At 61.9% G+C, this 12743-nt stretch carries 12 protein-coding genes; 2 read left to right on the plus strand and 10 right to left on the minus strand.

Annotation, left to right across the window (positions count from 1 at the left end):
- Window positions 1–22: 22 nt before the first annotated feature.
- The 8 genes from E1K68_RS26215 to E1K68_RS26250 form a co-directional block, all read right to left on the minus strand.
- Window positions 23–598, minus strand: coding sequence for a hypothetical protein (locus E1K68_RS26215; protein WP_120247490.1), 576 nt, complete (start codon window positions 596–598; stop codon window positions 23–25).
- Between the two features lie 91 nt (window positions 599–689).
- Window positions 690–1244: a phosphonate degradation HD-domain oxygenase gene (locus E1K68_RS26220; RefSeq protein ID WP_003195174.1), complete on the minus strand. Its 555-nt coding sequence runs from the start codon at window positions 1242–1244 to the stop codon at window positions 690–692.
- A complete protein-coding gene (locus E1K68_RS26225) occupies window positions 1241–2371 on the minus strand; it encodes a TIGR03364 family FAD-dependent oxidoreductase (RefSeq protein WP_212614829.1) in 1131 nt (376 codons plus the stop codon). The genes E1K68_RS26220 and E1K68_RS26225 overlap by 4 nt, the downstream gene beginning before the upstream one ends.
- Window positions 2372–2494: 123 nt before the next feature.
- Complete coding sequence (locus E1K68_RS26230) at window positions 2495–3508, minus strand: putative 2-aminoethylphosphonate ABC transporter substrate-binding protein (RefSeq protein ID WP_003195177.1); 1014 nt, start codon at window positions 3506–3508, stop codon at window positions 2495–2497.
- Window positions 3509–3531: 23 nt separating this feature from the next.
- Window positions 3532–5244 carry a putative 2-aminoethylphosphonate ABC transporter permease subunit gene (locus tag E1K68_RS26235; protein ID WP_212614830.1) on the minus strand — a complete coding sequence of 571 codons (1713 nt, stop codon included), beginning with the start codon at window positions 5242–5244 and terminating at the stop codon, window positions 3532–3534.
- A gap of 1 nt (window position 5245) precedes the next feature.
- Entirely contained in the window at window positions 5246–6310 is a 1065-nt protein-coding gene (locus E1K68_RS26240) for a putative 2-aminoethylphosphonate ABC transporter ATP-binding protein (protein WP_169855667.1), read from the minus strand.
- Between the two features lie 212 nt (window positions 6311–6522).
- Entirely contained in the window at window positions 6523–7386 is an 864-nt protein-coding gene (locus E1K68_RS26245) for a LysR family transcriptional regulator (RefSeq protein WP_044269645.1), read from the minus strand.
- 16 nt (window positions 7387–7402) lie between these two features.
- Window positions 7403–9739: a heavy metal translocating P-type ATPase gene (locus E1K68_RS26250; protein WP_212614831.1), complete on the minus strand. Its 2337-nt coding sequence runs from the start codon at window positions 9737–9739 to the stop codon at window positions 7403–7405.
- Window positions 9740–9824: 85 nt separating this feature from the next.
- Between E1K68_RS26250 and cadR the strand changes: the two genes are divergently transcribed.
- On the plus strand, window positions 9825–10265 hold the full coding sequence (gene cadR, locus E1K68_RS26255; RefSeq protein ID WP_003195185.1) for a Cd(II)/Pb(II)-responsive transcriptional regulator: 441 nt from the start codon (window positions 9825–9827) through the stop codon (window positions 10263–10265).
- 130 nt (window positions 10266–10395) lie between these two features.
- Here the strand turns inward: cadR and E1K68_RS26260 are convergent, their stop codons facing one another.
- Both E1K68_RS26260 and lgt read right to left on the minus strand, forming a co-directional pair.
- Window positions 10396–11229 (minus strand): thymidylate synthase, encoded by an 834-nt coding sequence (locus E1K68_RS26260; RefSeq protein WP_014720362.1) that lies wholly within the window; start codon window positions 11227–11229, stop codon window positions 10396–10398.
- Window positions 11230–11280: 51 nt separating this feature from the next.
- Window positions 11281–12093, minus strand: coding sequence for a prolipoprotein diacylglyceryl transferase (gene lgt / locus E1K68_RS26265; RefSeq protein ID WP_057710229.1), 813 nt, complete (start codon window positions 12091–12093; stop codon window positions 11281–11283).
- Window positions 12094–12309: 216 nt separating this feature from the next.
- Between lgt and E1K68_RS26270 the strand changes: the two genes are divergently transcribed.
- On the plus strand, window positions 12310–12743 hold a 434-nt coding region (locus tag E1K68_RS26270; RefSeq protein ID WP_212614931.1), incomplete at its 3' end, for an NRDE family protein.

Raw genomic sequence — 12743 nt, forward strand, 5'->3', positions numbered from 1 at the left:
GGTGTGGTCTTTTGCTTACTGATCAATGTGCCTGAATATCCACAACCTTGGCATCGAAGGGCTCAGGTGTGTGCCAATTGAACTTCAAATAAAGCTCAGCCAATTGCTGGACCAAGTGCTTATCAACTTCATCAATGACGCCATCGCAGTTGATGTCGGCGTGAATGTTCCACTCAAGTTCACCGTTGTTATCAAAATCATAGGCGGCGCTCCAAGACACCTGAGCGTCCGAACTCAGCAGCCCTGGGCCTTTGTGTAAGTGCAGGCGCACGGTGTCGGGGGTGCCGTCTTTATAGAAGTCTTCGGAAAAGATCTTCATGTAAAGCCGGCTACTGGCGCCGCGATTCACCCAGTTGATCTTCAAATAGGCATTGGCAAATTGATCCAGCAACGCTTGATCAAGACTGCTTTCCTGACCGTCATTGGTAACGTCTCCCCTGCTGTAATCGACCTTTGCGTCTGAGGTGAAGTCATAGGCTACGGCCTCATTGAGCAACTCGTCCTGATTGCAGGGCGTACCTTGGTAGAACTGAAGACGCACCGTATTCGCCCGGCCATCTCCCGTTTGATCCTGTGCAACTACCTTCAAATAGCGCATCTGCGTTGCTCCCTTGGCTAAGAAGCAAGCACCTTAGTGCGGCGGCTATCGAGGCTCCAGGCGGCGTATCTGCGATGTGTGTAAGGCCCGTCTACGCGGCCAGTAGTCGGGCGGCCATGGCTTTGAGCAGTTGCAGATCCAACACCGGCACCTGCGTTTGCTTGGCCTGCTCGTCCCAGTGGCGCATACGCAAACTCACGGCATATAGCGAGTCCTGTTCAAAAGCCCTGGCCTCTTCGGCGCTCATCACGCCGCCCTGATAACCCAGGGTGCGACGGCTGGCTTGGCTCAAGCGGGCGAAATAGTCCGGTTGGCTGAAGGTCAGGTAACGCTTGGCCTGCACGTGGTATTCCACCAATTTGGCCAAGCGTTCGCTGAAGCCTGCGCGGCGCAGGTAATCGGCGCCCAGCCGCTCGTGGCTGACCACACCATAACCGCCCATGTTCGCGCAGCCCTGGCCGCAGAGGTGGCCGATGTCGTGGAAAAACGCCGCCAGCACCACCTCGTCGTCAAACCCTTCGGCCATGGCCAATTGCGCGGCCTGGGACATGTGCTCGATTTGCGACACCGGCTCGCCGATGTAGTCAGCCGTGCCGTGCTGCTCGTACAAGCCAAACACCTGGGCAATCGCCTGTTCCGGGCTCATCGCGTCGCGCCCCACAGCGTGCTGATATTACGCTCGGCCATCGCCGGCCCCACGCTCATCCCTACGCCGGTGTGCATCAAGGCAGCGCTGACGCCGGGTGCCGCCTGCACAAACGAAAACGGCCCAGGCCCGCGCGAACCGTAGACACCCTGCCAACGCTCGACCACCTGGACCTTGCAACCCAGGGTCTGTTGCGCCAGTTCGATCAGCCAGTCATCCACCTGCTCGGCGTTGAAGGGCGACGGATCGCTGTCGTAATGGTGGGAGTCACCGATGATCAACTCACCATGGGGCGTAGGGCTGATCAACAGGTGAATGCCGTGCTCGTGCAGGTACGGCGTTTCCCGCAGGATCTGCGCCTGCACCGCGGCCGCTTCCGGCAGGTCGGCGAAGGCGCCGTAGTGCACGCAGCTCAAGCCGGTGAGCAAGGCATGTTGCAGGTTCAGATTGAGCACCGGCCGGGCGCGCAGCATTTGCAGGCGACAGGTTTGCGGGTTGAGCCCGGCGATAGCGTCGGCCAGCAGGGTCTGATAATCGTGGCCGGAGCAAACGATGATCTGCTCGCCGCGAAAGCGGCCTGCCGTGCTGTGCAACTGGCCCGGTTCAACCTCGCGCACCAGGGTGGAGAAGTGAAACTCCACGTTCAGCGCCTGGCTCAGGTAATGGATCAGCGCCGGGATGGCCTCGCGGGAATACAGTTGCTGATCGTCCTTGCCATGCAGTGCGGCGCGGTGATGACGGAACTGGCCAGCGTACAGGTCGTTCATGGCAGCGCCTTGCAGCAGCTCGACGTTGTAGCCGTGCTCCCGCGCTCGCTCGGCGCAGAAGGCTTCGAGCAGATGCTCTTCGGCTTCGGTGCGGGCGAACAGGTAGGAGCCATTGCGCTTGAGCGCCAGGCCCGCCGCCTGCGCCCACTGGCCCCAGATTTCGCGGCTTTCCCGCGCCAGGTCCAGCATTGGCCCTGGTGGTTGACCGGTGACCAGTGCCTGGCCGAAGTTGCGCACTGAGGCGCCCAATGGCGTGGCGCTGCGCTCGAACACCTTGACCTTGAGGCCGCGCCTGGCGGCGGCATAGGCGTGGGAGAGGCCGAGAATGCCGGCGCCGACGACTAACAGATCACTACTCATACTGTCCTCTGGTTCCCGCGCTCCGCGTGGGAATTCATCCGGTGACGCTCCGCGTCACGACCTTTAAAAGCGGACGCGGAGCGTCCAGAGCGGCGTTACCACGCGGAGCGTGGGAACGATCGGTTACTGTTTTTCCGACTTGCCGTCATAACGCTTACGCCATTCGGCCAGGATGCTGTCACGGTTTTTGGAAGCCCAGACAAAGTCGTTCTTGATCAACCGTTGCTCATAGTCCGCTGGCAATTCGGTCTGCGGCTTGGCGATACCCGGTTGGGCGAGCACGGCGAAGTTGTCCTTGTACAGATCCATCGCCGCGGTGCTGGCGGAGAAGTCAGCGAGTTTTTTCGCTGCGTCAGCGTGGGCAGTGCCTTTGATCACGGCGGTGGCCTCGATGTCCCAGCCCAGGCCTTCTTTGGGCAGGATAATGTCCAGCGGCGCGCCCTGGCGTTTGAGCTGAACCGCCGGGTATTCGAAGGAGATACCGATCGGGAACTCACCGGAGGCCGCCAGTTTGCACGGCTTGGAGCCGGAGTGAACGTACTGGCCGATGTTCTGATGCAGGTCGTCCATGTACTGCCAGCCTTGCTTCTCGCCGAAGGTCTGGAGCCAGGCGCTGACATCCAGGAAGCCGGTGCCTGAAGACGCCGGGTTAGGCATCACGATCTTGCCCTTATATTCGGGCTTGGTCAGGTCCTGCCAGCTTATTGGTTTGGTGAGGCCCTGTTTCTCGGCTTCGACAGTGTTGAAGCAGATGGTGGCAGCCCACACGTCCATGCCGACCCAGGCCGGAGGATTGGCGGCGTCGCGGTAGTTTTTGCCGATCTTGTCCAAGTCCTTGGGCGCGTAGTTTTCCAGCATGCCTTGCTGATCGAGGATCGCCAGGCTGGAGGCGGCCAGGCCCCACACCACGTCAGCCTGGGGGCGGTCTTTCTCGGCCAGCAGTTTGGCGGTGATGATGCCGGTGGAGTCGCGCACCCACTTGATCTCGACGTCGGGGTTGGCCTGTTCGAAAGCTTTTTTGTAGGTCTTCAATTGCTCGGCTTCAAGGGCCGTGTACACCGTCAACTCGGTCTTGGCGAAAGCATTCAGGCTGAATGCCGTGAGGACTGCAGCGACCAGCGCCAGGGGCTTGAACATGGAGCACCTCCTTCAGGGATGTTTTATTGGCCGGGTGCGCGCTGGCGCCAGGCTTGGGAGCGGCGCAGCGCGCCACGTGAGGCCCACGCCAGCAGCAGCGAGACGCTGGCCGAGGTGAACAGGATCAGGGTCGACATGGCCGCCGCGCCGCCTACATTGCCGGCGTCGTCCATGTTCAGCACGGCGACGGCGGCGAGGATGGTGTCGGGGCTGTAGAGGAAGATCGCGGCAGACACGGTGGTCATCGCCGACACAAACAGGTAGCGCAGGATGTCCAGCAGCGCCGGCAGACAGATCGGCACCGTGACGCGCAGATAATGGCGGTACAACGGTGCCTTGAGGGACAAGGCGGCGGCTTCGAACTCGGCGTCCAACTGGCGCAAGGCGGTGGTCGCGGTCATCTGCGCGGTGGTCAGGTAGTGGGCAATGGTGCACACCACCAGCAACGCCATGCTGCCGTACAACACATGCAGCGGGTTGCCGTTGAGGTTGAAGAAGAACACGTAGCCCAGCCCCAGGACCAGGCCCGGCACGGCCATCGGCACGAAGCTGAGCATGCGCAGTGCCAGGTTGAGGTTCTTCTGACCCTTGGTCTTTTCCATCAGGTAGGCACCGGTGAAAATCAGCACGCTGCCGATCAACGCCGTGCACAACGCCATGGTGAGGCTGTTGCGATAGGCCAGCCAGCCGCCGCCAGCGGTGTCTTCGAACTGGTAGTGGTTGAGCGACAGCGACAGGTTGTACGGCCAGAATTTCACCAGCGAGGAGTACACCGCCATGCCGAACACCACCAGCAACGCCGCGCAAATCAGCAGCACGATGGCCAGGTAGCACCCGTCGCGCAGCCGTGATGGCGCTGGCTGGAACACCTGGGCGCGGCCGCTCATCGCGTCGCCATGCCGACGGCGCAACCACGCATCCACGCCAAAGCTGAACAGCGCCGGCAGCAGCAACACCATGCCGATCAACGCGCCGCGACCGAACTGTTGCTGGCCCACCACGGCCTTGTAGGCCTCCAGCGCCAGCACCTGGTAATCGCCGCCCACCACCACCGGTACCCCGAAGTCGGTAATGGTCAGGGTGAACACCAGGCAGAATGCGGCGAACACCGCCTGGCGCGTGGCCGGCCAGGTAATGCTGCGAAACGCCCGGGCCGGGCTGGCGCCCATGCTAGAAGCGGCGTCGAACAAACGCGCATCCGCCAGGGACAACGCCGACAGCAAAATCATCAAGGCATGGGGAAAGGTGTAGATCACCTCACCGAGCACAATGCCCCAGAAACCGTAGATATTCTCCGAGAACAAACCCCGCAGCAGGCCCTGGTTGCCGAACAGATAAACCAGGGCAATGCCCGGCAGCATCGACGGCGCCATCAATGGCAGCAAGGACAGGCCGCGCCAGATGGACTTGCCGGGGATCAGCGTGCGTTGCAGGGCATAGGCAAACAAGTAGGCCAGCGGCACGACGATGGCCGCCACACTGAGGGACACTTTCAGGCTATTGCCCAGCAACCAGTGGAAGTTGGCGCTGCTCAGCAGTTCGCGCGCGGCCACCAGGCCACCGCCCTGCCCGGCTTCGCTGCTGAAGCCGCGCCAGAAGATCGCCAACAGCGGCAACAGCACCGCCACCACCAACAGGCCCAGCCAGAGCCATTTGCCGCCGACCACAAAGAGGCGGTCGCCCCACTCGGCGCGGGACACCTGACGCGGTACCGGCAATGTCATCACAGCCCCCATCTCAGGCAAACACCTGCAGGCTGCGCGGCGGCAACGCCACCCAGATGTCCTGGGCGCCCAGGCGCGGCATGGCTTCCGGCGTCAGTTCAGCCAGCAACGGATGGCCCGGCAATTGTTCCAGCTCAAAGCTCATGCGGCAGCGGTTGCCGAGGAAGGTAATCTCGCGAACCTTGGCCGGGAACAGGTTTTCTTCATGCACCGGCGGGTTGACGCAAATGGCTTCCGGGCGGCAGAACAAGCGGCCGGACTGGGCGACACCCGCGTCCTCAGCCAGGCGCATCTTCAACCCACCCACCTGGGCATGGCTGGCGCTGTTACGGCTGAACGGCAACCAGTTGCCCTGGCCGACAAACTCCGCCACGAACGGCGTGGCCGGGCGGTCGTAGATTTCCTGGGGCGTGGCGTACTGCTCGACCTTGCCGTTGTTCATCACGGCAATGCGGTCGGCCATCAACATGGCTTCGTCCTGGTTGTGGGTCACCATCAAGGTGGTGATGCCCAGGCGCCGCTGCAGTTGGCGCAGTTCAGTGCACAGGTGCTCGCGCACCCGGGCATCGAGGGCCGACATCGGCTCATCCAACAGCAATAACGACGGCGCCGGCGCCAGTGCGCGGGCCAGGGCGACGCGCTGTTGCTGGCCGCCGGAGAGTTGGCCGGGGTACTTCTTTTCGCTGCCCACCAGGCCGACCAGTTCGAGCATCTGCGCGACACGCTTGCGCACTTCATCGCGGCCGCTGCCGGTGAGGCCATAGCCGATGTTCGCTTCAACGCTGAGGTTGGGAAACAACGCGTAGGACTGAAACAGGATGCCGTAGTCCCGCGCCTGGGGTGGCAGCAAGGACACGTCGCGCTCGCCCAGGTAAAGCTCACCGCTGTCCTGGCGCTCCAGGCCGGCGATGCAGCGCAGCAGTGTGGTCTTGCCGCAACCGGAAGGGCCCAGCAGGCACACCAGCTCGCCGGCGGCGACGTCCAGGGAGACGTTGTCCAGCGCGGTGAATGCGCCAAAGCGTTTCTGGATTGCGCGCACTTTCATCGGTGCGCCGGGTTGGGTCAGGGCTGTGTGCATGGTGGCACCTCATCGAACGGATGAAGGCCATGCTAGGGAGGCAATGCGTAGCTGGTGTGGCAGAAAGGCAAAAGGAGGTGATAGTGGTATTGGTGGATTTGTGTAGGACTCATGATCGTTCCCACGCTCTGCGTGGGAATGTCTCTAGTGACGCTCCGCGTCACGGACGCGGAGCGTCCTCGGCGGCGGTCCCACGCGGAGCGTGGGAACGATCAGAGGGGTGACATTTCCTGAGCCAAACCAAGAAACGCCGCCGGCAACCGCGCCCCTTTGCGCTCCTTGAGGCAATACAGGTACTCCGGAATCTGCGGTGCATTCTCGATGGTCAGCACACGCAATTGCGGGTCATGGGGCACTTCCTGGCGGGCAATGATGCTGATGCCGATATTGCGCAGTACCGCCTCGCGAATCGACTCACGGCTGCCAATCTCCAGCAACGGCCCGTACCCCACGCCGGCGTTCTTCAACATCTCTTCCGTCAGCCGGCGGGTGGTGGAGCCCGCTTCACGCATCAGCAAGGTGTGCCCGATAAGCGCGCTCAACGGTACATGATCAAGCTTGGCCAACGGGTGATTGCGGTGCACCGCCAGCACCAGCGGGTCGGTGCCCAGCACGCGGCGGATCAGCCGGGCGTCTTCCAGCAATTGCGATGAGGCCGCGACATCGACGCGGTAATCGTCCAGCGCTTCAAGCACCTGCTGGGAGTTGCCAATTTCCACCGACACTTCCACCTGGGGCAGGCGCTCGCGAAAGGCTTTGACCAGATCGAGGATGTAATACGGCGCCGTCGCGGCAATCCTCAGCGCGCCCTGGACCTGGCCGTTGTTGCGCAGGAAAAACTCGATATCCGCTTCCTGCTGCAACAGCGCCTTGACCATCGGCAATAGCCGCGCGCCTTCGTCGCTGACGGTGAGGCGGCGGCCGCCACGGTAGAACAACTCGACGCCGTAGTGGCTTTCCAGGTTGCGAATCTGGGTGGTCACCGTGGGCTGGCTCAAGCCGAGTTTCTTCGCCGCCTGGGTAATGCTGCCCAGGCGGGCGACCATGAAAAACGCCTTTAACTCAGCACTCAGCACACCACCCTCTCATCCGCTATTTGCGCACCAGGCGCAGGCCATTGAACACCACCAGCAGGCTCACGCCCATGTCGGCGAAGACCGCCATCCACATGGTCGCCATGCCCATGAACGTGACGGCCAGGAAGATCGCCTTGATCACCAGCGCCAGGGCGATGTTCTGCTTGAGGATACTCGACGTTTGCCGCGACAACCGAATGAAAGCCGGAATCTTGCGCAAATCATCGTCCATCAGCGCCACATCGGCGGTCTCGATCGCCGTGTCGGTGCCCGCCGCGGCCATGGCAAAGCCGATCTCGGCACGGGCCAGGGCCGGGGCGTCGTTGATACCGTCACCGACCATGCCCACCCGATGGCCCTGGCCGTAGAGGGTTTCGATGGCTTGCAGTTTGTCGGTGGGCAACAGGTCGCCCTGGGCCTGGTCGATGCCGACCTGGGCCGCAATGGCCTGGGCGGTGTGGGTGTTGTCGCCGGTGAGCATCAGGGTCTTGATGCCCAGGTCGTGTAATTGCTGGATGGCTTCGCGGCTGCTTTCCTTGACCGTGTCGGCCACGGCAAACAGCGCCAGCGGGCCGGACTTGTCCAGCAGCAACACCACGGACTTGCCTTGTTTTTCCAGGGCGAAGAGTTTTTCTTCCAGGGCCTCGGAACACAGGCCGAGGTCTTCCACCAGGCGGTGGTTACCCAGGTGATAGGTCTGGCCGTTGATATCACCCCGCACACCACGCCCGGCCAAGGCTTCGAAGTTATCCACAGCGTGAGTCGACAGGTTTTTATCCACAGCCGCGTTGGCAATCGCCAGGGACACCGGGTGGTCAGAACGCGATGCCAAACTCGCGGCCAGGGCCGGCGCGCTGTCTTCGATATTCGGGAACAGCGGCAGGTAATCGGTTTGCACCGGTTTGCCATGGGTGATGGTGCCGGTCTTGTCGAGGGCCAGGTAGTCAAGCTTGTAGCCGCCCTCCAGGTACACGCCGCCTTTGATCAGGATGCCTTTGCGCGCCGCAGCTGCCAGGCCGCTGACAATGGTCACCGGGGTGGAGATCACCAAGGCACACGGGCAGGCCACCACCAGCAGCACGAGGGCGCGGTAGATCCAGTCAAACCACACACCCGCCATGAACAGCGGCGGAATCACCGCCACACCGAGGGCAAACAGGAAGACGGCCGGGGTGTAGACCTTGGAGAAACTGTCGACAAAGCGCTGGGTCGGTGCGCGTGCGCCTTGAGCCTGTTCCACCGCGTGGATGATCCGCGCCAGCGTGGAGTTGTTCGCCGCTGCGGTAACCTTGTACTCCAGGGAGCCGGCCTGGTTGATGGTGCCGGCAAAGACTTTATCGCCCACGGTTTTCTCAATCGGCAGGCTTTCCCCGGTGATCGGCGCCTGGTCGATGGTGGACTGACCGGCCGTGACCTCACCGTCGAGGCCGATGCGCTCACCGGGTCTTACTCGGACAATCGCGCCAAGATCGATGCTTTTGACCTCTTTTTCCAGCCAAGAACCGTCGGCCTGGCGCACCGTGGCCTGTTCCGGGGTCATCTGCATCAGGCCGCTGATGGCGTTGCGCGCCCGGTCCAGGGACTTGGCCTCAATCAACTCGGCCACGGTGAACAGGAACATCACCATCGCCGCTTCCGGCCACTGGCCAATCAGGATCGCGCCCGTCACCGCGATGCTCATCAAGGCATTGATATTGAGGTTGAAGTTCTTCAGGGCAATCCAGCCCTTCTTGTAGGTGGTAAGGCCGCCGCTGAGGATCGACACCAACGCCACCAGCGCGATTACCCAGGTGGGCGCCACGCCGGTGAAGTGCAACACCTCGGCCCCCAGGGCACCCACGCCCGACACCGCCAACGGCCACCAATGTTTCTTGGCGGGCGGCGCGGCGGCGGGGCTGCCTTCTTCGATAGGGTCGGCCTGCATGCCGATGGACTTGATTGCCTCGATGATCGGCGCCGTGTTCGGCAGGTCATGGGTGACGCCGAGGATGCGGTTGATCAGGTTGAATTCCAGTTGCTGCACGCCAGCGAGCTTGCCCAGCTTGTTCTGGATCAGCGTCTGCTCGGTAGGGCAGTCCATGGCTTCGATGCGGAAGGTGCTCAGGCGCGAGCCGGCGGTGGGCGCCTCACTCAGGGTCACGATGGCAGGCCCGGCAGCGCCGGAGCAGCAGGAGCCGGAATGGCCATGGTTATCCACAGGCGTGAGTTTGGCGGGCCCATGGTCATGTTTATGATCATGGCCGTGATCGTGATCGTGGTCATGCGGGTGGTCATGCGGGTGGTCATGATCGTGATCATGCTTGTGGTCGTGCTTGTGGTCGTGCTTGTGCGGGGTATGAATGGAGTGGCTCATCAGGTCGCGTCCGTAAAGGTGCCTGTTGCCAAGTAAAGACCCTGTAGCCACTATAGGGTCAAGCACCCATTTGGAGATTGCTGCGATGAAGATCGGCGAACTGGCCAAACTCACCGATTGCCCGGTGGAAACCATCCGTTATTACGAGAAGGAAAACCTGCTGCCGCCCCCGGCCCGCACCGATGGCAACTACCGCGTGTACACCCAGGCGCACACCGAGCGGCTGACCTTTATCCGCAACTGCCGCAGCCTGGACATGACCCTCGAAGAAATCCGCAGCCTGCTGGGGCTACGCGACAGCCCCCAGGACCAGTGCGAAAGCGTGAATGCGTTGATCGACGAGCATATCCATCATGTGAAAGCGCGGATCGACGGATTGTTGGCCTTGCAGGAACAACTGCTGGACCTGCGCCAACGTTGCGGCGGTGGGAACCAGTGCGGGATCTTGCAGCAGTTGGAGGTCAGCGGAGGGATTGCGGCCAGCGAGGCCGAGCCTTCGCATGTGGGCAGAAGCCACGGCCACTAACCCAAGTGAACACCGAACCCATGTGGGAGCTGGCTTGCCTGCGATAGCGGTGGACCAGCAACATTGATGTCGCCTGACACTCTGCCATCGCAGGCAAGCCAGCTCCCACAGTTTTTCACCGAATAAGGCTTTAGATAGCCACGTCAGCCTTGATGCTCGGGTCGGCGTCGTAGCCCACGATTTCGAAGTCTTCGAACTTATAGTCGTAGATCGACGCAGGCTTACGCTTGATCACCAGTTCCGGCAGTTTTTTCGGCGTACGCGCCAACTGGGTCTGGATCTGCTCCATGTGGTTGCTGTAGGCGTGGGTGTCGCCGGTAGTGACGATGATCTCGTGGGGGATCAGGTCGCACTGCTGGGCCAGCATGTGGGTCAGCAACGCCAGCGCGGCAGTGTTGTACGGCAGGCCCAGGAACACGTCGGAGCTGCGGATATACAGCTGCATCGACAGATGGCCGTCATGCACGAACGCCTGGTACAGCAAATGGCATGGCGGCAGGGCTTGCTTGCCGTTACGCGCGTTCTCCTGCGGGCTCTGGGTTTCGTCCGGCAGGTATTCGACGTTCCAGCCGTGGAACAGGATGCGACGGCTGTTGGGGTTGGTCTTGAGCGTGTGCACCATGTAGTCGATCTGGTTGATCGTGCCGCCGTCCTTGGTCGGCCAGGCGGTCCACTGCTCGCCGTACACCGGGCCCAGGTCGCCGTCTTCGGTGGCCCATTCGTCCCAGATCTTCACGCCATTTTCGTTGAGCCACTTGATGTTGGTGTTGCCGCTCAACATCCAGATCAGTTCGTTGGCGATGCTTTTGAAGTGCAGCTTCTTGGTGGTCAGCAGCGGGAAGCCGTCGGCCAGGTTATGCCGATACTGACGCGCAAACACAGCCTTGGTGCCGGTGCCCGTGCGGTCGCCCTTGGTCAGGCCATTGGTCACGACATCCTGCAGCAGTTCGAGATATTGCTTCATGTTTTTACCCGTATCGTTGAAGCCAAGACCTCCTGGTCTTGGCATTCGAATTTAAAGCGCGGCGTTCTTCAGCGGCTGCGGGCGATTGTACGCCCACCACAGCATGCCCAGGCCCGCCAGGATCATCGGCAGGCTAAGCACCTGACCCATGGTCAGCCAGCCCCATGCCAGGTAGCCCAACTGCGCATCCGGTACCCGTACGAATTCGACGATAAAGCGGAAAATCCCGTAGAACAGCGCGAACATGCCCGACACGGCCATGGTTGGGCGTGGCTTGCGCGAGAAGATATACAGAATAAGGAACAGCGCCACACCTTCCAACGCAAACTGGTACAGCTGCGACGGGTGGCGCGGCAGTTGCGCCGGGTCGCTGAACGCCGGGAACACCATCGCCCACGGCACGTCGGTCGGCTTGCCCCACAGCTCGGCGTTGATAAAGTTACCAATGCGCCCGGCGCCCAGGCCAATCGGCACGAAGGGGGCGACGAAGTCCATCAGCTGGAAGAACGACTTGCCATTGCGCCGGCCAAACCACCAGGCGGCGATCATCACGCCGATAAACCCGCCGTGGAACGCCATGCCGCCCTTCCACACTTCGAAGATCAGGGTCGGGTTGGCGAGATACGCAGACAGATCGTAGAACAGCACATACCCCAGGCGCCCGCCGACGATCACGCCCATCGACATCCAGAACACCATGTCGGAGAGCTTTTCCTTGGTCCAGGTCGGGTCGAAACGGTTCAGGCGCCGGGAAGCCAGCAGCCAGGCGCCGCCGATGCCGATCAGGTACATCAACCCGTACCAATGGATTTTCAGCGGACCGATGGCCAGGGCCACCGGGTCGATCTGCGGGTAAGGCAGCATTGCGACTCCTCGTTAAAACATTTAGTCATGACGCACCGGACCATGCCGATGTGCGATTAAGCCTGCGTTACAGCGGCGAGATCAAATTAAGAAGTTCACATACACGCCAAATAGCCCGGCATGTTAACGGATCAGAGGTGCACGGCCCAACTTCGAGACGATGGAACACCGGCGCGTCTGTGGGTAGAGTGGCAAAAACACAAAAGGGGTCACCCGATGTGCCTGATTGTTTTCGCCTGGCGACCGGGCCATGCCCAGCCACTGATCGTCGCGGCCAACCGCGATGAGTTCTACGCCCGCCCCAGCCTGCCGCTGGCCCAGTGGGCGGATGCGCCCCAGGTCTATGCCGGTCGCGATCAGGAGGCCGGGGGCACCTGGCTGGGGGTGAACGCGGATGGGCGCTTTGCCGCCTTGACCAACATCCGCGACCCGCACCAGCCACCGGCACGCAAGTCTCGTGGCGAGCTGGTCGCGCGGTTTCTCATTGGTTCGCTGCCGATTGATGATTATTTGGCCGATGTGAATGGCCGCTCGATTGAATATGCCGGGTTTAACCTGCTGGTGGGCACGCGGGATGAGCTGTGGCACTACAACGCCAATGACACCGAGCCGACGTTGCTGAAGGCTGGGGTGTACGGGTTATCCAATGC

The sequence above is a fragment of the Pseudomonas sp. B2021 genome (assembly GCF_018135665.1).
In the GTDB taxonomy this organism is placed as follows: domain Bacteria; phylum Pseudomonadota; class Gammaproteobacteria; order Pseudomonadales; family Pseudomonadaceae; genus Aquipseudomonas; species Aquipseudomonas lactis.

Coding starts and splice junctions, on each gene's coding strand:
- E1K68_RS26220 (WP_003195174.1), bottom strand. CDS start 1,244: ATGAGCCCGGAACAGGCGATTGCCCAGGTGTTTGGCTTGTACGAGCAG.
- E1K68_RS26215 (WP_120247490.1), bottom strand. CDS start 598: ATGCGCTATTTGAAGGTAGTTGCACAGGATCAAACGGGAGATGGCCGG.
- E1K68_RS26260 (WP_014720362.1), bottom strand. CDS start 11,229: ATGAAGCAATATCTCGAACTGCTGCAGGATGTCGTGACCAATGGCCTG.
- lgt (WP_057710229.1), bottom strand. CDS start 12,093: ATGCTGCCTTACCCGCAGATCGACCCGGTGGCCCTGGCCATCGGTCCG.
- E1K68_RS26235 (WP_212614830.1), bottom strand. CDS start 5,244: ATGGGGGCTGTGATGACATTGCCGGTACCGCGTCAGGTGTCCCGCGCC.
- E1K68_RS26250 (WP_212614831.1), bottom strand. CDS start 9,739: ATGAGCCACTCCATTCATACCCCGCACAAGCACGACCACAAGCACGAC.
- E1K68_RS26240 (WP_169855667.1), bottom strand. CDS start 6,310: ATGCACACAGCCCTGACCCAACCCGGCGCACCGATGAAAGTGCGCGCA.
- E1K68_RS26230 (WP_003195177.1), bottom strand. CDS start 3,508: ATGTTCAAGCCCCTGGCGCTGGTCGCTGCAGTCCTCACGGCATTCAGC.
- E1K68_RS26225 (WP_212614829.1), bottom strand. CDS start 2,371: ATGAGTAGTGATCTGTTAGTCGTCGGCGCCGGCATTCTCGGCCTCTCC.
- cadR (WP_003195185.1), top strand. CDS start 9,825: ATGAAGATCGGCGAACTGGCCAAACTCACCGATTGCCCGGTGGAAACC.